The 20647-nt window shown below is 38.7% G+C and carries 24 protein-coding genes; 15 read left to right on the forward strand and 9 right to left on the reverse strand.

Translation table 11 applies throughout. The features are described from left to right. Positions 1–238 precede the first annotated feature (238 nt). Positions 239–676, forward strand: a complete 438-nt coding sequence (locus tag JFU50_RS12225; protein ID WP_201187207.1) for a DUF86 domain-containing protein — start codon at positions 239–241, stop codon at positions 674–676. A gap of 25 nt (positions 677–701) precedes the next feature. Further along, positions 702–1469: a TIGR01457 family HAD-type hydrolase gene (locus JFU50_RS12230; protein WP_201187206.1), complete on the forward strand. Its 768-nt coding sequence runs from the start codon at positions 702–704 to the stop codon at positions 1467–1469. A 146-nt stretch (positions 1470–1615) separates the two neighbouring features. On the opposite strand, the gene JFU50_RS12235 is transcribed toward JFU50_RS12230, so the two are convergent. Beyond that, entirely contained in the window at positions 1616–2113 is a 498-nt protein-coding gene (locus tag JFU50_RS12235; protein ID WP_201187205.1) for a phosphatidylglycerophosphatase A family protein, read from the reverse strand. Between the two features lie 200 nt (positions 2114–2313). Between JFU50_RS12235 and yutH the strand changes: the two genes are divergently transcribed. The 5 genes from yutH to thrB all read left to right on the forward strand — a co-directional run bounded on the left by yutH (position 2314) and on the right by thrB (position 7835). Continuing rightward, the gene (gene yutH, locus JFU50_RS12240) at positions 2314–3315 is read left to right on the forward strand and encodes a spore coat putative kinase YutH (RefSeq protein ID WP_056524703.1); all 1002 of its coding nucleotides are present in this window, start codon (positions 2314–2316) and stop codon (positions 3313–3315) included. Positions 3316–3432: 117 nt separating this feature from the next. After that, positions 3433–4347: a L,D-transpeptidase family protein gene (locus JFU50_RS30750; protein WP_242485362.1), complete on the forward strand. Its 915-nt coding sequence runs from the start codon at positions 3433–3435 to the stop codon at positions 4345–4347. Between the two features lie 190 nt (positions 4348–4537). Continuing rightward, positions 4538–5836, forward strand: a complete 1299-nt coding sequence (locus JFU50_RS12250; RefSeq protein ID WP_057215288.1) for a homoserine dehydrogenase — start codon at positions 4538–4540, stop codon at positions 5834–5836. Further along, positions 5833–6894, forward strand: a complete 1062-nt coding sequence (thrC, locus tag JFU50_RS12255) for a threonine synthase (RefSeq protein ID WP_201222726.1) — start codon at positions 5833–5835, stop codon at positions 6892–6894. Before JFU50_RS12250 ends, thrC begins: the two co-directional genes overlap by 4 nt. After that, entirely contained in the window at positions 6891–7835 is a 945-nt protein-coding gene (gene thrB / locus JFU50_RS12260; RefSeq protein ID WP_201222727.1) for a homoserine kinase, read from the forward strand. Before thrC ends, thrB begins: the two co-directional genes overlap by 4 nt. 215 nt (positions 7836–8050) lie before the next feature. Here thrB and JFU50_RS12265 read toward each other — a convergent pair whose 3' ends face one another. Then, on the reverse strand, positions 8051–8287 hold the full coding sequence (locus tag JFU50_RS12265) for a NifU family protein (RefSeq protein WP_053348710.1): 237 nt from the start codon (positions 8285–8287) through the stop codon (positions 8051–8053). Positions 8288–8453: 166 nt separating this feature from the next. Here JFU50_RS12265 and JFU50_RS12270 point away from each other — a divergent pair, with 166 nt between their 5' ends. After that, a complete protein-coding gene (locus tag JFU50_RS12270) occupies positions 8454–8777 on the forward strand; it encodes a YuzD family protein (protein WP_201222729.1) in 324 nt (107 codons plus the stop codon). A gap of 85 nt (positions 8778–8862) precedes the next feature. On the opposite strand, the gene JFU50_RS12275 is transcribed toward JFU50_RS12270, so the two are convergent. Continuing rightward, entirely contained in the window at positions 8863–9930 is a 1068-nt protein-coding gene (locus tag JFU50_RS12275; RefSeq protein WP_053348712.1) for an NAD(P)/FAD-dependent oxidoreductase, read from the reverse strand. Positions 9931–10239: 309 nt separating this feature from the next. Between JFU50_RS12275 and JFU50_RS12280 the strand changes: the two genes are divergently transcribed. After that, the gene (locus JFU50_RS12280) at positions 10240–10476 is read left to right on the forward strand and encodes a YuzB family protein (protein ID WP_053348713.1); all 237 of its coding nucleotides are present in this window, start codon (positions 10240–10242) and stop codon (positions 10474–10476) included. 323 nt (positions 10477–10799) lie between these two features. After that, positions 10800–11162: a HesB/IscA family protein gene (locus JFU50_RS12285; protein WP_056524722.1), complete on the forward strand. Its 363-nt coding sequence runs from the start codon at positions 10800–10802 to the stop codon at positions 11160–11162. Between the two features lie 153 nt (positions 11163–11315). On the opposite strand, the gene JFU50_RS30755 is transcribed toward JFU50_RS12285, so the two are convergent. The 3 genes from JFU50_RS30755 to JFU50_RS12295 all read right to left on the reverse strand — a co-directional run bounded on the left by JFU50_RS30755 (position 11316) and on the right by JFU50_RS12295 (position 13036). Continuing rightward, positions 11316–11429 (reverse strand): SDR family oxidoreductase, encoded by a 114-nt coding sequence (locus tag JFU50_RS30755; protein ID WP_242486073.1) that lies wholly within the window; start codon positions 11427–11429, stop codon positions 11316–11318. A gap of 2 nt (positions 11430–11431) precedes the next feature. After that, positions 11432–11713 (reverse strand): NAD(P)H-binding protein, encoded by a 282-nt coding sequence (locus tag JFU50_RS12290; protein ID WP_201187200.1) that lies wholly within the window; start codon positions 11711–11713, stop codon positions 11432–11434. 330 nt (positions 11714–12043) lie between these two features. Further along, a complete protein-coding gene (locus JFU50_RS12295; RefSeq protein WP_201187198.1) occupies positions 12044–13036 on the reverse strand; it encodes an NAD(P)/FAD-dependent oxidoreductase in 993 nt (330 codons plus the stop codon). A gap of 486 nt (positions 13037–13522) precedes the next feature. On the opposite strand from JFU50_RS12295, the gene JFU50_RS12300 reads away from it, so the two are divergent. The 4 genes from JFU50_RS12300 (at position 13523) to JFU50_RS12315 (ending at position 16823) form a co-directional block, all read left to right on the forward strand. Beyond that, positions 13523–14740, forward strand: a complete 1218-nt coding sequence (locus tag JFU50_RS12300; protein ID WP_201187196.1) for an NAD(P)/FAD-dependent oxidoreductase — start codon at positions 13523–13525, stop codon at positions 14738–14740. A 379-nt stretch (positions 14741–15119) separates the two neighbouring features. Then, complete coding sequence (locus tag JFU50_RS12305) at positions 15120–15599, forward strand: NUDIX domain-containing protein (protein ID WP_176527503.1); 480 nt, start codon at positions 15120–15122, stop codon at positions 15597–15599. 108 nt (positions 15600–15707) lie between these two features. After that, the gene (locus JFU50_RS12310) at positions 15708–16025 is read left to right on the forward strand and encodes a YuiB family protein (RefSeq protein WP_201222731.1); all 318 of its coding nucleotides are present in this window, start codon (positions 15708–15710) and stop codon (positions 16023–16025) included. A gap of 105 nt (positions 16026–16130) precedes the next feature. Next, on the forward strand, positions 16131–16823 hold the full coding sequence (locus JFU50_RS12315) for a 3D domain-containing protein (protein ID WP_201222733.1): 693 nt from the start codon (positions 16131–16133) through the stop codon (positions 16821–16823). 123 nt (positions 16824–16946) lie between these two features. Here the strand turns inward: JFU50_RS12315 and JFU50_RS12320 are convergent, their stop codons facing one another. Together JFU50_RS12320 and JFU50_RS12325 are read right to left on the reverse strand one after the other, a co-directional pair. Next, positions 16947–17735 carry a cobalamin-binding protein gene (locus tag JFU50_RS12320; protein WP_053348722.1) on the reverse strand — a complete coding sequence of 263 codons (789 nt, stop codon included), beginning with the start codon at positions 17733–17735 and terminating at the stop codon, positions 16947–16949. A 9-nt stretch (positions 17736–17744) separates the two neighbouring features. Then, positions 17745–18227 (reverse strand): divergent PAP2 family protein, encoded by a 483-nt coding sequence (locus JFU50_RS12325; protein ID WP_201187192.1) that lies wholly within the window; start codon positions 18225–18227, stop codon positions 17745–17747. 280 nt (positions 18228–18507) lie between these two features. Here JFU50_RS12325 and JFU50_RS12330 point away from each other — a divergent pair, with 280 nt between their 5' ends. Beyond that, entirely contained in the window at positions 18508–20004 is a 1497-nt protein-coding gene (locus JFU50_RS12330; RefSeq protein WP_201222735.1) for a leucyl aminopeptidase, read from the forward strand. A gap of 66 nt (positions 20005–20070) precedes the next feature. Here JFU50_RS12330 and JFU50_RS12335 read toward each other — a convergent pair whose 3' ends face one another. Continuing rightward, a complete protein-coding gene (locus JFU50_RS12335; protein WP_201187188.1) occupies positions 20071–20466 on the reverse strand; it encodes a hypothetical protein in 396 nt (131 codons plus the stop codon). Between the last annotated feature and the right edge of the window lie 181 nt (positions 20467–20647).

Raw genomic sequence — 20647 nt, forward strand, 5'->3', positions numbered from 1 at the left:
TGGAGGTACTACTTTTTTAGAGAGAGTATTTAGTATGAAATTTCTGATGAAATGACCAAATTACATGATTGCCAAAGAGAATGGGTCAGTAGTTGTAGCCCAAGGAATTGAGAGTATTGGAGAAGCTATGGTATTATCAAGGTATAAGGTTGATTTGGTACTGGGCTATTACTAGGCTAGACCTTCAATTGTAGATAAAATTCATGTGTCATCTTAGATCAGAAAGGATCTGGAAAGAATGTACTTTGTAGACCGACAAAAAATTGAACAGATTTTAGGATTTCTTGAAAAACAGCTTGGGCTTTTTGAAGGGCAAGATAATTGGGATGGAGACCTTTCGGAGCTTATCGTCGAAAGGCTCATACACACTTCCATCGATTCTGTGTTGGATGTAGGGAATGCAGTAATTGATGGTTTTATTATGCGTGATCCAGGCAGTTACGAAGATATTATTGATATCCTTCATGATGAAAAAGTCATTTCCGAAGTTATCGCCATACAATTTAAAAAGGTGCTGCCGCTAAGAAAAATGCTAGTTCAGGATTTCATTGAAGTGAACCATCAAGAACTACTTTCCGTATTCGAGGAAAACATAGAGGCATTTAAACAATTCCCTGATTTGGTAAGAAACTATTTAACAAACGAATTGGGTCCTGTTTCAGCTTTTAAAAATTAGTTTGGTTAGGTAAGGGGGAATTCAAATGAAATCGTACAAAGGATATTTAATTGATTTAGATGGCACGATGTACCGTGGAACCGAACAAATTGCAGAAGCAGCAGGTTTTATTAATGAACTAAGAAAAAGAGATATCCCTTATTTATTCGTAACCAATAACTCTTCCCGGACTCCGGCACAGGTAGCGGATAAATTAAGAAGCATTGGTATTTCAACTGAAGATGACCAGGTATTCACGACAAGTATGGCTACAGCGAATTACATTGCTGAACAAAAAGAAGATGCATCCGTTTATGTAGTTGGTGAAGAAGGCATTATCGAGGCTCTTAAGGAAAAGGGAATGAATCTTGTTGATGAATCTCCTGACTTTCTTGTGATGGGTATCGACCGTGGCGTTAATTACGAAAAACTGTCAAAAGCTTGTCTTGCAGTGAGAAATGGCGCCATTTTCATTTCAACTAATGGTGATATTGCCATCCCTACTGAACAGGGTCTATTACCGGGAAATGGCGCGTTGACGTCCGTTGTCTCTGTTTCTACTCAGGTACAGCCGATATTCATTGGAAAACCTGAATCCGTCATAGTAGAGCAGGCGCTAAGAGTATTGGGTGTACCAAAAGAAGAAACAATCATGGTCGGCGACAATTATGATACGGATATTTTGGCTGGCCTTAACGCAGGTATCGATACATTACTTGTACATACAGGTGTAACAACAAAAGAACGCTTAGAGCAATATGAGAAGCAGCCTACATATGTGGTGGACACGCTCGACCTATGGCACTTCGAATAAAAAAATCCAGGCCTGCGAAAGCAGCCCTGGATTTTTTTATGGAACTGGAATTTAGATGTATCATAAAATTTCAGCATATATTCAAAATTAAGGGGAATTTGTGGAGATGAAAAAATTTATCTCCGATTGTTTAAAGGTGGTGTCCACTATTCAACATTTTTAGTTCGATGGGCAAGTCGGCTTGATGCGGCAGCAGCAATAGCACCGACGATATCGTCTAAAAAAGTATGGACCTTACCTGTGCTTTTATCGTTTAAATATTTCAAGATACCGGGTTTTTGCTTGTCGATAAATCCATAATTCGTAAAACCGATAGATCCATACACATTTACAATCGATAAGGCTAATATCTCATCGACTCCATATAGTCCTTCATCTATTTCAATGATGCTTTGTAGAGGCTCTTCAAGCAATTTTTTCTCAGCTAAAATATCCAACTGTATGCCGGTTAAGATAGCATTTTGGACCTCGCGTTTAGAGATTACCCGTTCGACATTGTGAAGGCAATCAGACATTTGAAGATTTTCATGGTAGCTTTTTTGCAGATACATGACAAGCTCTGCAATATCCTCTAGTTTCACTCCCCGTTCACTTAGCCATCTTCGAGCCGTTTGTTCAGATATTGATTGTTCAATATTAGCCATGGTCTTCACCCATTTCTCTATATTTTAAGGGATAGTTCTAACGCTAGTAGTACTGTGGTAAAACTGAAAATCCTGAAACATGCTTTTATTTCCTAATAAGGTTTCGATAATCATTCAGAAAACGGGTTATTCCACATATATATAAGTATATAATGTCCAAATATTTCTATTTTTATCCATTTGATGAAAGGGGCAATTTTATGATAGAAGAAATCATTTTTAATAATTACGGTATACAAGTAGAGCGAGAGGAAGCCAATAGCCGGTTTCCTAGCTTTCGTTCTGGAAATATGTTTTACAGCATTGTTCCAATAGAAAATGTGGAACAAGAGGAATTAGTGGAACGTCATAAAATGTCTCAGCATCTGATTTCACAGGGAGATCGTCATGTTTCAGCCTTTGTCCTTGCAAATCATGGCAGTTATGTTTCGGAAGCGGATGAGCAATTATTTATCCTCCTTGCTAATGAGGCATTGGAAGGTCCGAAAAATTTCAACCCGGGCCGGCGTTTAGCGAGATTTCATCAGCGTGGGAGAGATATTAATGAAACGATTCGAACATGTTCAAGAATTGGTAAATGGAAAGAGCTCTGGGAACAAAGGATTGATCAATTAGAAATGATCTGGAAGGATAAGCTGAACGCCCATCCGGATAACCAGTTTGAAAAATTATTTGTAGAAACCTTTCCCTATTATATGGTATTAGGTGAAAATGCGATTCAATATTTAGTCGACACGGAAATTGATGATACCCCACAACTTGTCGACAGTGGAACGGTATGCTATGAACGATTTTTACATGATACCTGGAAAAGCAATAATTGGATGAAAAATCCGTTTGATTGGGTATTCGACCATGGAACAAGGGATGTGGCAGAATGGGTGAGGGAACACTATTTTCAAAACAAACATACTTATCAGCGAGGCATTGCGCATTTTTTTCATGAATATCAGAATGTAGAGCAGTTTTCGAGTTTCTCTGCTCGGTTGTTATATTCGAGAATGCTGTTTCCGATTCATTATTTTGAAACAGTCGAAGAGTATTTTTCCAAAACAACGGAATCAAGATCCAATGAACTGGAAGATAAGATATCTTCAATTACGAAATCATCCCAACAATATGAGTCTTTCCTCAAACATTTTTATGAATTGGCGGAAGTCCCGGTCAAGCAATATAATTTGCCTCAAATTGACTGGATTTAGATAAAAACTGGAAAGAAATATGATTCATCCTTGCTTACTATGTTATGATAAAAACAAGATTTTTTAGAATAGTTTGATATTTATTTACTTTACTTCAAGATGAGGAAGGATGAATCCATGAAAAGAATTATGATGGCTACCCTTTTATTCCTACTAGTCTTCCAAGCATCGATACCTGCCAAGGCTGAAACGAAAACAAGTTGTGAAGCAACGCAATTCAAGATTGTCATTAAGAGCACAACTGATTTGAAAGAAAAGGCGTCGGCTGGCAGTAAAACCTTAAAAACATATAAGAAAAATAAAGAGTTATCAGTCAGTGGGAGAACTGGAAACTGGTATAAGGTTTGCTATTCAAAAAAGACCGCATATATCAGTATGACAGATGCCAAAGAGGTATTCAGTTCCAGTGAAAAAGCCATTCTGAAGAAATTTGATACGAGAAAGAATGTTAACCAAGTTGTAGCTGTCACAGGAAAATCTATGAGTGATACCAAGGTGACAATTCAAACATATGAGAAGAAAAAAGGCGAATGGCGACGTGCGTTAAAGAAGATGGAGGGCGTCATTGGGAAGAACGGCTTTACTAAGAGTAAAAAAGAGGGCGACGGAAAATCACCTATTGGAATATATTCATTTGGTACGGCTTTTGGAAGTGAAACGAAGCCGGCAAATATGAAAATGAAATATAAGAAAACAACCAAAAATGATTACTGGATTGATGATCAGACCTCGAAGGATTATAACAAGTGGAGGACTTACACGGGAAATCCTGCTGATAAATGGAAGTCTTTTGAAAGGATGAACCATGAACTCTATAAATATGGAGCGGTCATCAATTATAATATGAATCCCATCAAAAAAGGAAAAGGCAGTGCAATCTTTCTTCATATATGGAGAGGAGAAACTAAGCCGACAGCGGGATGCACGGCTACTGCTGAAAAGAATGTACTAAGTTTGTTGAAATGGATGGATCCCGAGCAAAACCCACATATAATTATGGGGACGAATGAATCCTTGAAATCCGTTAAGTAATATCCATCAAAATGGTTCTCCCATAAAAAATTTAGGGGTATTCGATCTTACTCTTTCAAGGGATAGAAGAAAAAAATCTTGAAGACTGTATTTTCTAACTATTGATAATTAAATAAAAAAAACATATAATGTCTACTATACAAATACAAATGTTTTCTTCAGGTAAACAGTTCTTAAGGGGGAACCAAATATGAAAACCATCTCGATCGGATTATTGGGGTTAGGTACAGTCGGATCAGGAGTCGTACAAATTATCGAAAGTCATCAGGACAAGCTCATGCATCAAGTAGGTTGTTCAATATCAATTAATAAGATACTTGTCAAGGATACGACGAAGGAGCGCCTTGTTGATATTGATAAAAGTATGTTAACTTCCAATCCAGAGGATATTCTTTCGAATCCTGAGATTGATGTAGTTATTGAAGTAATGGGCGGAATTGAAGAAACACGCAGCTATTTAATAGAAGCGTTGAACAATAAAAAGCATATCGTAACGGCTAATAAAGATCTGATGGCCTTATATGGTCCGGAACTGCTGGAATTGGCCACTGAGAATCAGTGTGATTTGTTCTATGAAGCAAGTGTTGCAGGGGGAATACCGATTTTGCGAGGTCTTGTTGATGGATTATCTTCTGACCGAATCACAAAAATGATGGGAATTGTCAATGGAACGACGAACTTCATTTTAACGAAAATGAGCAAAGAAGGCAGAGCCTATGAAGACGTATTAAAGGAAGCACAAGAGCTAGGATTTGCAGAATCTGATCCAACAGCTGATGTAGGGGGATTGGATGCGGCCCGAAAAATGGCGATTCTATCGACTCTTGGTTTCTCAATGAATATTGGCTTACATGATGTTGAGGTACAGGGGATTACTGAGATTTCTGAAGAGGATTTGAGATACAGTAAAAAGCTGGGCTATACAATGAAATTGATTGGAGTGGCTTCTAGAGCTGGAGATAGGGTTGAAGTAAGCGTCCAACCAGCCTTGCTTCCGGAAGCACATCCATTAGCATCGGTAAATAATGAATATAATGCGGTATATGTTTATGGGGAAGCTGTAGGAGAAACGATGTTTTACGGACCAGGGGCTGGTAGCCTGCCGACCGCGACTGCTGTTGTTTCAGATATGGTAACGGTCATCAAGAATATGAGACTAGGTGTAAATGGGCGAAGTGCTGTTTCACCGCAGTACCCGAAACAATTAAAAGATGCTACAGAGATTTTTGCTAAGTTCTTTATCCGGTTGCATGTACAGGATGAAGTGGGAGTTTTAGCTAGAATCACGAATTTATTTGCAGAGCATGGGGTTGGATTCGACAAAATCCTTCAACTGCCGCTGGATGAAAAAGAATCTTCCGAAATCGTACTGGTTACACATACAGCTTCTTTGGCAGCATTTGAACAAATAAAGCAGAAATTACATGATTACAATATGGTAAGAGAAGTCAAAAGCACATACCGAGTTGAAGGAGAGAACATCAAATGAGCTGGCAAGGACTAATTAGTGAATATAAAGAATTTTTACCTGTAAATGAAAATACACCTGCACTTTCCCTATTAGAAGGAAACACACCTTTAATTAAACTAAACCGTTTATCTGAAGAGTGGGGAATCGACCTGCATGTAAAATATGAAGGAGCGAATCCGACGGGTTCGTTTAAAGACCGCGGAATGGTCATGGCTGTTGCCAAAGCAATCGAGGCGGGCAGTGACACAATCATCTGTGCGTCTACTGGAAATACATCAGCAGCTGCAGCAGCTTATGCAGCGCGTGCTAACCTACGCTGTATCGTCGTTATTCCAGAGGGGAAAATTGCAATGGGTAAGCTTGCTCAAGCTGTTATGTACGGAGCTGAGATTATCTCAATTGAAGGGAATTTTGACCAAGCATTAAATATCGTTCGTTCACTTAGTGAGAGTTCACCAATTACTCTTGTGAACTCGGTAAACCCATTTAGGATTGAAGGCCAGAAGACGGCCGCGTTCGAAATCTGTGACGCCCTAGGCACGGCACCTGATATTTTGGCGCTTCCAGTTGGAAATGCAGGGAATATTACTGCTTACTGGAAAGGGTTTAAAGAATATAATGAGACGAAACAAACGGGTCTCCCTGAAATGAGAGGGTTCGAGGCGGAAGGCGCCGCTGCGATTGTTCGGGACACTATTATTGAAAATCCTGAAACAATTGCAACAGCTATCCGTATTGGTAACCCTGCAAGCTGGAAATTCGCTGTGGAAGCAGCAAGCGAATCTAACGGTAAAATTGATGAGGTGACCGACGAAGAAATACTGGAAGCTTATCATTTCCTTGCGAAAAAAGAAGGAGTATTTGCTGAACCAGCATCATGTGCATCTATTGCAGGTATTTATAAACAATTAAAAAGCGGTGAAATTAAAAAGGGAAGCAAGATTGTAGCGGTGCTAACAGGGAATGGCTTGAAAGATCCGAATGTGGCAGTTGATACAAGTACCATTCAACCAACGTTGCTGCCAATGGATGAAGGGATTATTTTAGAACATCTGCAAGGTGTGAAGCAGGCATGAGTGCAGATTCTGAGATGTTCTTGATCCGTGTACCAGCGAGTACGGCCAATTTAGGACCAGGGTTCGATTCAATCGGCCTGGCCCTAGGACTTTACTTAGAAGTACACGGATCTTTATCAGACCATTGGGAAGTCATCCCGCTGTCTGAGGAAATGTCTGTTTTCCCTGGGGATGATAGTAATTATATTGTTCAAATTGCCAAGAAAACGGCAGCTTCTTATGGAAAAGAACTTTCCCCATGTCGCCTTTATGTTTCAAGTGAAATCCCACTTGCCAGGGGCCTCGGAAGCAGTGCATCTGCCATTGTAGCAGGTATTGAATTAGCAAACCTGGTAGGTGAACTCCATTTATCCGATGAGGAAAAGAATAGACATGCCTCTCTCTTTGAAGGGCACCCTGATAATGCAGGGGCCTCTGTTTACGGTGGATTGGTTGTAGGATTGCATACAGAGGAAAGAACTGATGTCCTTTCGTTTCCAATTGAGGGCGTTAAGGTAATTGCAGTCATTCCTGATTTTGAATTGCTTACAGAGGATTCAAGAAATGTCCTTCCAAATTCGCTTCCCTATAAAGAAGCGATAAACGGAAGTGCGGCAGCCAATGTTTTGCTTGCTGGAATCTTGTCGAATGATTGGAATCTTGTCGGTAAAATGATGCAAAATGATCGTTTTCATCAACCATATAGGGCTGGGCTAGTGCCTCATTTAGCACAAATAGAAGAGGTTGTCCTTAATGAAGGTGCGTATGGTACTGCACTAAGTGGTGCAGGTCCCACTGTTCTGTGCTTGGTCTCTGCCGAAAAAGCAGGCAGTGTGATTTCAAGTTTGACAGAAATCTTTCCGGACTTTCAAGTGAAAGAGTTGCAAATTGATAACGATGGCAGCCATACAGTGATCTTATCAGAGGAAGAAAAGAAGGAATTGAACTTTATTAAATCGTGAGCCATACCTGCTTCATATACTTACTCTTTAATTATAAAAAAAGCTGACCCCTTCAAAAGCCGTATCAATTCAATTGATAGGACCGAAAGAGGAGTCAGCTTTATTTCTATAACAGGCAAAAAAGGTTCTTGGCTGTGTGTATCTAAAATGGTTGAACGTATATTAGCTGAAGTGATACTCTAGCTAATATACGTTATACGTTATTATAAAGGCTATTAGAAAACTTGTTCTACTTCCACTACACCGGGAACTTCTTCAAGAAGAGCACGCTCAATCCCAGCTTTTAGCGTAATGGTCGAACTTGGACAGCTTCCGCAAGCTCCTAGTAATCGTAATTTTACAATTCCATCTTCTACGTCAACTAGTTCACAGTCACCGCCATCACGAAGAAGAAACGGACGAAGCTTATCTAGAACATCTTGAACTTGGGCTTCCATTGTTTGGTCAGACATTGCAATCGACTCCTTTCCTAATCATATTATAATGCGAAGATAGTAAAAAATCCAACTGTAGCTTGCGGAAAAATAATCTATCTTATTCAAGTAAGCTAGGAACAGGTGAATGGTTTTAAAAAGTTATCGAAATGAAGCTAAAAAACTAAAATAAAGGAGGAAGAGTATGGTAAAGAAAGAAATTGAGATAGAAGTATATGGGGCGGAACAGATTTGTGCAAGTTGTGTAAATCTTCCCTCTTCGAAAGATACGTGTGAGTGGCTAGAAGCTGCTTTAACGAGAAAGTTTCCTGAGCAGAACTTTAAAATTTCGTATATCGATATGTTTAATCCTCCAGAAAATATTAAGCAAAAAAGCTTTGCAGCAAAGATGATTGAAGAAGATTTATTTTATCCGCTTATCATCATTGAGGATGAAATCGTTGCAGAAGGAAATGTGCGTCTTAAAAAAGTGGTGGAAGTGATGGGGAAATACGGATATAAAGTTTAAGTGATATATAATGGAAGGAAAATAAAAAAACTGACCCGTTTGGAAGCTTATCGCAACTTCTTGGGTCAGTTTATGAAATCTTGAATCAACCGTTATGGTATTTATACATCCATAGAATTCCTGATTTCATCAGGCGTGCTACTCTTCCAGTAATAGGACGATTTGCAACAAGACCGAAACCTTGTTTCTTCCCAAGAGAGCCCAATGTCCCTTTTAATTTCATGGTAGGGAAGCTTTCTGGAAGTGGTTCATTTGCCCATTTTTTTACAAGGACTTGGACGATTTGTTCAGCTTGTGATTCCGCTAATTGGGCACTTGGTGCATGCGGCAGGCTAGCACAGTCGCCGACTACAAAGATGCTATCATTAGATGGAAGGAAATGCTGAGGCGTCAGTACTGCTCTACCTTGACCGTCTTTTTCAATATCCATATCGCGGATTATTTTACTTGGCTGAATGCCAGCTGTCCAGACGATGACGTCACTTTGAACGGCTTCATCGCCATTATAAAGAAGGTTTGGTTCAACTTTGGTTATATTAGAATGATGAATAATTTCAATTGTATGTTTATCAAACCAAGATTCGACAAAGGTACTTAGTCTTTCTGGGAATGCAGATAGAATATGTGGTCCACGGTCAAATAGCTTAACATTTAAATCAGAACGACTCTCAATCAATTCGCTGGCTAACTCAACACCGCTAAGTCCTCCACCAATTATTGATACAGTTGCACCAGCACCTAAATTATTCAATGCTGAATATGTGCGACGTGATTTATCAATGGTTTGGATACTATAAGTATGTGTGTCTGCACCAGGAATATTGTGGTATTTATCTTCGCAGCCAAGGCCAATAACTAAATCATCATAAACAACAGGCTCTTGATTTTCTAAAATAACTTGTTTATTTTCCATATCGATGGAAAGTACTTCTCCGTATACGTTCTTCAAGCGAGGATGTTCTGGAAATGCAACACGGATGTGCTGATCAGGAATGGTACCTGCTGCTAAAGCATAATATTCCGTTTTTAAGCAGTGATAAGGATTACGGTCGATAAGCGTGATGCTCACATTTTCAGGAAGCTGATTAGGCAGCAATCTTTGCAACATGCGCATACCACCATAGCCACCACCAAGTATGACTAAATTCTTCATATGTTTTTTTCCCCTTTATTTGATCTCTTGAAAAATTTGTTAATTATTTCACTTGTAAAAGTAAATGTCCTACTATAGGATTCCCCCAAATGAATCCCTTTAAAATTTAATTAAATATATATGCCCCAATTTAATAAGAATAAAAATAAATAAATGATTTTCTTGTTTTACATACCCCGACAAAAGTATAACGAATATAAAGGGAAATCACAACTGGTATCTTAAAATCGGCTTATTTTTTGTGCGTAAATATTGACTGTATATGGAAGATGTAATAAGATGTATTGTTAATAACGATGAGGTGAAACAATGTATCCGATTATTGAATTTTGTGTAAGCAATCTAGCCAGTGGTGCTCAAGAGGCTTTGGAAAGATTAGAACGCGATCCTAATTTAGATATTATTGAATATGGTTGTCTGGGTCATTGTGGTAGATGTTCCAGTAACTTATACGCACTTGTAAATGGTGAAGTAATTTTTGGGGATACAACGGATGAACTGGTAGAAAAAATATATAAGTTTATTGATGAGTATCAAATGTTTTAATCATCAATAACAATCAAAAAGGCTGTTCCTTTTGGGGTAGTCTTTTTGCTTGTTATAAAATAGGTACAGAAGACATTCCATGCTTTTGTCATATAGAGGCCTTAAATCTTCGATAAAGATTCCCCCTTTTTAAGAGTAAGACTATTTGCTTGGTTCATTATATCTATACACCTTAATATAACCTAATTTTTATAAAATGTTGGTACAATAGGAGATGGAAGATTAATTTTTTCGAGCTGGAAAATTGAGCGGGTGAAATTCTTTGGTATATAATATAAGGAGAAATAGTCTATCTCACATATCAGAAGAAGGAGGGATTTATTGTGAGTGAAGTTGTTCAAATAACGGAAGCTGCTGCTTTTCAGATAAAAGAAATGATGAAGCAAAATGGTGAAGAAGGTTCCTTTTTAAGAGTGGCTGTTAAAGGCGGAGGCTGCAGTGGATTATCCTACGGAATGGGCTTCGAACAAGAGCCCGGAGAGAAAGATGACCAGCTGGAACAGTTTGAAATTAAGATCCTTGTGGATAACGAGGATGCAGATATATTGAATGGAACAGTGATTGATTATAAACAAACGATGATGGGTGGAGGGTTTACAATTGAAAACCCAAATGCTATCGCGTCATGCGGTTGTGGGTCTTCTTTCAAAACAGCAAAGAACGCTGGTACACCGGAGAATTGCTAAAAAATCTTGATTGTTGAAAAAAAGGTGAGCACTTTTTAAAGTGCTCACCTTTTTAATGCTTATTAATTAAGCGATACTTTATATATTGTGCAGAGCTTCCTTGATTGGAAGGCTGCCGCTGGAAATCTCAAATGTGTTATTAAATGTTTTTTCCTATGTGACAGAATGAGCAAGAACTGTAGCAACGTCGGCTCTTGGAATTGATTTGTGGGGATGGTCGACTTTTTCCTCAGCTGTGATTTTGCCCACAGCTTTGTCATTGGTCAATGCTACTGACGGACAATGGTGTAAGTCATTCCACTTGCTTTTAAATGTTCATCCGCATCATGTTTTGCTTCGAGATAGTGGCGAAGTGTTTCTTGAGCTTGTTGTGGATTATCAGAACCATCAGAGCTTATCATTACAAAACGATCGATACCGTTCATCTTAGCAGCATCAATTAGTTTAATTGCTCTATTCTTATCCACAGCTGTCGTTTTAACGGGTCCTGTTTTTGGTCCGGGTCCGGCTGAAAATATGATCGCTTTCATGTTATCCACTGTTTTATCCACATTACCCCCTAAATCTGCAAGTATAGGGTGTCCGAGCTTGTTCTTCTTTCCGGATCATGCCATACACTGTAAGTTGTGGATTTTTTGAAAATTCTTCAATAATTCTTCAATAATATATGCTTTCCAGTTGTTCCATCAGCTCCTGCAATTAAAATATTCATATGTGCATTCTTTTTTTCTGTTTTACTAATATTCTCTACCCGTTATAAAACATGGTTAATACTGTGGATAATTCATAAAAAAAATAGTTATCCACAGTAGGAAAATGGGGACAATAAAAAAACCGGCTTTGATTATGCCGGTTCATGCGTTGTATTGAAAGTTTGTTTATTAAAACATAGAGGAGCTGTGCATAGGCTGGACTTTTGCTTTTGGATCAATATATTGCTTAGCGTGATTAACAGCGGTTGGAGCCTCGCCAAAACCACTTGCAATTAATTTGACTTTGCCGTCATAGGTTGCAATATCTCCTGCAGCATAGATTCCGGGGATGTTTGTTTCCATTCTGGAGTTCACTAAGATGCTATTTTTCTGAATATCAAGTCCCCATTCTTTAATGGGACCCAGAGAAGAAACGAAACCGTAGTTGACAATAACTGCATCTACTTCTAAAGTTTCTGTATCTTCACCATTTGTATCCTTAAGGACCACTGTATGGATTTGATTTTCAATACCAATCAATTCTGCAGGTATGTAAGGGGTTTTTATTTCAACTTTTGAATTTTTAAGATTTTCTACACTATGTTCGTGGGCACGGAACTTATCTCTTCTGTGAACGATACTTACCTTCTCAGCGATAGGCTCAAGCATTAGTGCCCAGTCGACTGCTGAATCCCCGCCTCCGAAGACCACCACTTTTTTGCCTTCAAAATGATTAAGGTCATCGATGAAATAGTGCAGGTTGTTGCTCTCGTATTTTTTTGCATCTTCAATTTCGATGCGGCGCGGTTGGAATGCTCCATTCCCAGCTGTAATAATAATGGTTTTAGAATAATGAATTTCTTTATCAGTCGTTAGCTTGAATACGCCATCGGCTTGCTTTTCTACTTCTTTAACGGATTGTTCTAAGACTACAGTTTGTTCAAATTTTGCCATTTGCTCTTTCAAATTATTGACTAATTCCTGAGCGCGTACTTTAGGGAAACCTGCGATATCATAAATGTATTTCTCAGGATAAAGGGCTGATAATTGCCCGCCTAATTGTGGGAGACTCTCAATGATTTTCACGGATGCTTGTCTCATGCCACCATAAAATGCAGTAAATAGTCCGACTGGGCCTCCGCCAATGATGGTAATATCATAAACTTTTTCATTAACTTCCAACGTTATCCCTCCGATATACTAGGTTTGCTAAAATTTATTCTCTTATTTTACCATAGATAAAGTTTTAAAAAACGGAGAAAGATTCAAAAAGTAAGAAAGTTCCGACAATAAGAGAGGCATGCTAAATAAATAGAATGAGAATGTACTTCGCTATCCTATGTCAAGTAGGTAAAAGTGCTCTTTCTGCTATAAAAAGAGTAGTAAAATACTGCATAACCACTAAGTAATTAGTGTCATTTTTTATCTGTATTTTAATTAAGAAAAAATTCAGATTGTTACTTGAAAAAGGATAGGAAAACGACTAATATTTACTTAGACATCATTTTGTAAAATTTTTATGAACTTTTTATGACAATTTTGAAATAGTACGTGAAATAAGTCACAAATGTATAAGAGTGCTTTTTATAATGGAAATTATAGGATAGTCAATAGATTTTAGTTATGGGAAGCATCACAAGAAAATATCGTAAAGGTGGACGAATACTTTTGAAAAAGCCAACTATCGTTGTTTTAGGAGCAGGTTATGGTGGATTAATGACCGTTACTCGTTTACAAAAAGCATTAGGTCAAAATGAAGCAGAAATCGTATTAGTTAACAAAAATGATTACCACTATGAAACAACCTGGCTACATGAAGCATCCGCTGGAACTCTTCACCACGATCGTGTGCGTTACCCAATCAAAAGTGTAATCAACAGCAGTAAAGTTAAATTCATCCAAGACTCTGTTTTAGAAGTTAAAACAGAAGATAAAAAAGTTATTCTTGAAAACGGCGAAGTTTCTTATGATTTCCTTGTGGTAGGACTTGGACCAGAATCTGAAACTTTCGGAATTCAAGGGTTAAAAGAATATGCTTTCTCTATCTCTAACGTAAACACTGCACGTGAAATCCGTGATCATATTCAATTGCAATTTGCTACTTACAGCTCAGAAGTTGAGAAAAATGAAGATCGCTTAACAATCGTTGTTGGTGGAGCAGGATTTACGGGTATCGAATTCCTTGGAGAATTAGCTAACCGTGTCCCTGAACTTTGTAAAGAATACGATATCGATTTCCAAAAAGTTCGTATGTACTGTGTAGAAGCAGCACCAGCTGTTCTTCCGGGTTTCGATCCAGAATTAGTGGACTATGCTGTGTCTTACCTTGAGAAAAAAGGTGTGGAATTCAAAATCGGTACTCCGATTAAAGGTGCTACTCCTGAAGGTATTATCGTTGCAAAAGGCGAAGATGAAGTAGAAGAAATCAAAGCAGGAACTGTAGTATGGGCAGCAGGCGTACGTGGTAGCTCAGTTATTGAAGCTTCTGGCTTTGAAGCAATGCGCGGACGTATTAAAGTAAACCTTGATATGCGTGCACCAGGTCATGACGATATCTTCATTGTAGGTGACTGTGCATTAATCATCAACGAAGAAATTAATCGTCCATATCCTCCTACTGCACAAATCGCTATGCAACAAGGTGAAGTTATTGCGAAAAACCTCACTAAATTAGTACGTAACCAAAGTGACCTTGAGACTTTCACATTCGAAAACAAAGGAACTGTATGTTCACTTGGTGATGACAATGCGATTGGCGTTGTATTCGGCAAGAAAGTTACAGGGAAAACCGCTTCATTTATGAAGAAAATGGTTGATAATAGAGCGTTATTAATGATTGGTGGAGCCTCCCTAGTTGCTAAAAAGGGTAAATTCAACGTCCTTTAATTTTAAAATATATTCCGAAAGCCGTTTGGGGATTTTCCCTGAATGGCTTTTTTTTATTATATGGAAACATCTCAATCTTTAGCAAGTATGTGTTCTTGAAATAATGATACTCACTCTGTGAGAGATGAGGAGTATGTGCCATTCAGATGTGGAACACAATGAAAAATAAGTATTGGTATAAGATTAGATTGATAAAGTTTTGTACGTTACAGACATATTATTGAAATTCATCCCAAATAGATGCTAATAAATTGATTAAGTCAAACCCTTGAATGAACGGATAGTATCTGTCTCAATATTGTACGTTCTCTGTGGTTTTATGGGAAAAATGGGTTTACACTACTAATAGTGGAAATTAAATAGAGGGAAGTGGGATTTGGTGGAACGCTGCAAAAATGTTTGGCTGGCTGTGTCTGGTCTTGTGATATCCGATACGGGTGAATGGCTGGTCGTCAACAAACGTTACGGCGGGTTGAAGGGGCAGTGGTCTCTTCCTGCCGGTTTTGTCAAAAATGATGAAACAGTTGATGAAGCTGTCATAAGAGAAGTGTTAGAGGAGACAGGCATTCATACAGAAATCGAAGGCATGGTAGGTGTAAGAAGCGGGGTCATTAAAGGGGAAATAAGTGATAATATGTTAGTGTTTTTACTTAAGCCGCTTAGTTTTGAAGTGACCGCTCAATTGGATGAATTGTATGAAGCTAAATTTTATGATCCTGATTTACTCATACAGGAAGGCAAGCAATCTTTATTATTAGAACAACTATTAGCCTTTAAAAAGGAAAGAATGCAGACTATGCTGGACGGGTTAAACCCGGGAAATCAATTTGGATATACATCGTATAAATTATTTATGTGATTTGGTTAATTATCGTTTGTTCGGTATTATTTGGTATTAAGTCGTTGACGTACCAATTATGTTTTCAGTAAACTAAAAGTGTTGCTTTAAAGGAGGGTCTAGAATAACATGCCATTGCCTGTTTTAATTATCTCAATACTCTTATTTTTTATATTATTTTTTGGTATAGGCTTTTTGCTTAATATGCTCTTTCGTTCTTCATGGATCATGGTCATCTTATTTCCAATCGTTTTCATCATCATTGTTAATGAAACTAAGCTAATCGAATATTTCAGAAATCCGGGGAAATCTTTTTCGCGACTTGGGACGAACCTTACTTCCTTGCATACTGCGGATATTATAATTTTATCAAGTGGATTACTTGGAGCGGTTTTAGCTGGAGTCGTTATTAAGACTTTAAGAAATAAAGGATATCAAATGTTTTAAATATGAAGGACTGTCATTTATCGGCAGTCTTTTTTTATGTTTTATGAATACTTTCACTAGGGAAAGGGAACAAATATCCTTGTGAGAGGAGTGAAACAAATATACATGAAGATTTTAAAGACATTATTTTTGAGGGTTGCTATCATCATATTATTTATCTTAGCTATTGAATCAACCTTAAATCATGCTTTTGGAGCATCGTCAGAAGTTCACCCTTTAGAGGATGCTGTGAGACAAAATCGAATGATTGGTCTCGAATATAAAGCCGTACATAGAGGGAGCCATGTCACAAAACTAGCGGCCTCCGCTTCAATGAGCAATAGTCCAGCAACTATTGAAGAGGCAATCGAGCTCTCTAAATATCCTAAGCATGAGGTTTTGGCAACAGGATATACAGCAGGGTATGAGTCGACAGGAAAGTATCCGGAAAGCCCATCTTATGGGATTACATATTCAGGGGTGAAGGTGAAGAGGGATTTGTTTTCCACCATTGCTGCTGATCTTACTGTTTTTCCGCTAGGCACCATCCTTTGGATACCTGGTTATGGGTTTGGAGTAGTAGCAGATAAGGGTGGAGCGATTAAAGGAAATCACCTCGATCTATACTACGAAACGGTACAAGATGTGTATGAAAACTGGGGAAAGAAAACCCTAGAAGTATATATTGTGCAAAAAGGGAATGGAAATTTATCAGAAGAACAATTAAACAAGTTGAATGAAACCAAAGTTAGGCAGGTTTTTAAGCATAAAATTGCCGAAAAGGCATTAAACAAAAAGGTTTCTTCCTTTGCCTTTTAAAAGCTAACTAGATGACTATTAAAATTCCAATCGACGGAAATCTGGAGTTTAAAAAAAGGTTGACTCAACTTGGGAGTCAGCCTTTTTTGATGTAATTTTTGTTATAGCAGATGCTTTATTGACTTACCTAATGCCGCTGTAGGCCTCAGGGTGAAGAGTCATAGCCAGCTTTGACAATCCATCTAGTAAACGAGGAGAAGGCCTGCAGAATAAAGGTTCCTCCATAATATGAATGTTATTATCTCGGACAGCCTTTATCTCTGCCCACCCTTTCCGTTTCTTGACCAGCTCAGGTTTTACTTTTCGTAAAGGAACACCGACCCAGGCTAAACAAATATGATCAGGATTCTTTGTTTGGACCTCTTCGGAAGGAACCTGAATACTTGCCATATCTATCTCTTCAAAAAGATTATACCCACCGGCCAGTCGGCTGATCTCCGTTAACCAGTTAACCCCCCCAGGGCTGAATAGGGGATTAGGCCACCATTCCCAATATAGGGATGGCTTTGTTTCGATTTTGTCGGCAATCGTTTTATATTGCAAGATAGTCGCCCGGAATTTGGCAGCCTGTTCCTCTGCTATATCCTTAGCGTGAATGGCCTTGCCAAGTGTCAGCAAGTCCTGGGCGATATCTTCAAGCGATTGCGGGTTGAAAATAATATAAGGGAGATTTCTTTCCTTTAGTCCTTCAATATTTTTTTCCATGCCAGGTACACTCAGTGAAGCCAGCACCAAATCAGGCTTTAATGATTCTACGAGTTCGATATTTATCGACAAATCCGGACCGACTTTTGGCAGATGCTGAATGGATTCAGGCCAATCTGAATAGTCATCAATTGCAATCAGCTGTTCTTCAATACCCAAATATGTGCAAAGCTCTGTATTGCTTGGGCAAAGAGAGATTATTTTCATGTTAACCACCTACCCTTGAAAGATAAAAAAGTGAAGAATAAGTGCAATGAATACTCCTGTTAAGGCACCGAAAAAGACCTCAATAGGTTTATGGCCTAGCAGTTCCTTTAATTGTTGCTGTTTCTGTTTCTCCGCTTTTTTCTGCCAATTCTTTGCTTGCTCGACAAACGTATTAAAGTCTGTTACGAGTTGATTTAAGACAGCCGCCTGTTCTCCTGCCTGCCGTCTTACTCCAGTCGCATCAAACATCGTGATGACGGCGAATATGGTAGCAACGGCAAAGACCGGGGAGTCCATTCCGGTTTCTATCCCCACGGCTACGGTAAGAGCGGACACGGCCGCTGAGTGAGAGCTTGGCATACCGCCAGTCGAGTTAAGAAGTGACCAGTTAACTTTACGAAAAGCGATAAAATGAATGGGTACTTTAATGAATTGAGCAAAGAAAATGGCAATTAATGCTGCGATTAAAGGGAAGTTAAAAAATAATTCCAAAAGTATCAGCCTTCTTTCTGATTATAAAATTACGTTGAAATCTATATAAAGGTGAATAAGTAATCTTGCTTCTTTCATCGGACGATTTGGTCCTTATTATACTTTCCATCAAATCCTGTCGATTACCTGCTTGTAAGAGTAAATATGATCTTTCTTATACTATTTCTCTAAAGGTGGGTATTCTAAACTATATCTCTTATTATTATTAACATTGGTCCTTATTCGAAAATTTCGGAAGATTTCGTTATAATAAAGATAATCGAACGGAGGAGGTATCAGAATGTTTACAGTAAAAAATTCCTTGAATATAGATGTAATCGAAGAATGCCTGATTATAGGCGTTTTTGACCGGCCCATAAAATTTGCCGGTATAGGAAAAGAAGCCGATGAGAAATTATCCGGTCAACTTACTGAATTAGTGAAGGCAGGTGAAATCTCTTTCAAGAAAAAATCAGTTGTAAAAATACATACATTAGGAAAATTAGGTGTAAAGAGATTGATCTTTGTAGGGTTGGGAAAGGATAAAGAGCTTACCCTTGAAACGTTGCGTGAAGCTCTGGGTAAATCGTGTAAAACAATTGCAAAATCAAAACTTACGACGCTTTCGATAGCTTTGGATACATTTACGACTGAAAACTTGGATGCACTAGATGCTGCCCACGCCTTTTCTGAGGCTTTCGAGCTGGCTTCCTATAAGTTTGCGGGCTACAAACAAAAATCGAATCAGGCTGAAAAAAATATTGAATCAATTACGGTCTATAGTGAATTTGATAACGAAGAAGTTGGAGCTGCCCTTCATGTTGGCCGCATTTTTGGAAGAGCAACGAATTCAGCCAGAACATTGGTTAACACTCCAGGAAATTTGTTGACATCAAAGGATCTAGCTGACTATTCATCTACTTTAGGTGAACGTTATGGTTTTGAAGTAGAAATCCTTGAGAAAGAAGACATGCTCAAGCTAGGTATGGGTGCTCTTCTTGCAGTTAATCAAGGGTCGGTCGAACCTCCGAAAATGATTGTCCTTAAGTATCAAGGCAAAGAAGAATGGACAGATGTTATCGGGTTGGTGGGAAAAGGTATCACTTTTGATACTGGTGGCTACTCATTGAAAACGAAGGCTGGAATCGTCGGAATGAAGACGGATATGGGAGGAGCGGCAGCGGTTTTAGGTGCAATGGAAATTATAAGTGAATTAGGACCGGATCAAAATGTCGTAGCTGTCATTCCTTCTACTGATAACATGATCAGCGGCGATGCCTTTAAGCCGGATGATGTGATTACTGCCATGAGCGGCAAAACGATTGAGGTATTGAATACTGATGCGGAAGGACGGCTTGTTTTGGCGGATGCTATAACGTACGCTAAACATCATGGTGCAGAATATCTTGTTGACGTTGCAACCTTAACTGGTGGTGTTATAACGGCCCTAGGTATGGATATGACGGGTGCAATGACCAATAACGTGAAATTCTATGAGCAAGTCCTTAAAGCCTCAGAGGAAGCGGGAGAGCCGATGTGGCGTCTGCCAATTACCGAAAAAGACAAAGAACGGGTGCGCAACAGTAAAATAGCGGATTTGAATAATTCACCAGGTGGAGCTGGACATGCAATCATGGGCGGTGCCTTTATAGGTGAATTTGCCGAAGCAACTCCATGGGTGCATCTGGATATTGCCGGAACATCCACGACCTCGATTAGTTCCGAATTATGCACAGCGGGGGCTACTGGAGTCATGGCACGTACGCTCGCATTGTTAGTTGAAACTTTCGAATCGTAAACAAATGAACTTAATGAACCGAAGCCGAAAAAAGGGCTTCGGTTTTTTGAAAAGATTGGTCATTACCTACATATCCCTCCATTTCAAGCTGACGATGATACGCGTTTCATCACCTGTTATTTGATGGAAATCAAAGCGTATTCCATCAGGGCTATACATGATGTCAGGTACGGTTTTGACGCCTGTCTTTCGAATCATATCGATCACGACAGTCTTTTTTGATTCTTGAGCAGCAGTCATTAACCTGGTGGAGAAGGGCATGGATGTGGCTAAAGTATCCACGACTTTTTTTACATCGAGTAGTAAAGATTGCGAAGACTTTGCTGATTTAACTAACATATCTGGATTAGCGGCCGAGAAGGGGCGGAACATTGGTCCTTCGGATTTTCGATACATATTCTCTGCCTTGTCACAAATCGGAAAAAGGTCAGGGTCGTATAAAAAATAAGGGAAATCCTCCAAAATCTTGCCTTCCTTTCCTGAGTCTATCTATAGACACGTTTTCTTTATACGTTAAAATATGTATTATAGATAGCCGATATGATAGCGGTTTGAGAAAAACCTACTTGAAAATTAGAAACAAACACACACTATTATTTGTAAACTCATTCATTGACAGGTATAGTGTATAGTAATATACTTA

Origin of the sequence: Peribacillus sp. TH14 (assembly GCF_016651145.1) — a bacterium.
Taxonomy (GTDB): domain Bacteria; phylum Bacillota; class Bacilli; order Bacillales; family DSM-1321; genus Peribacillus; species Peribacillus butanolivorans.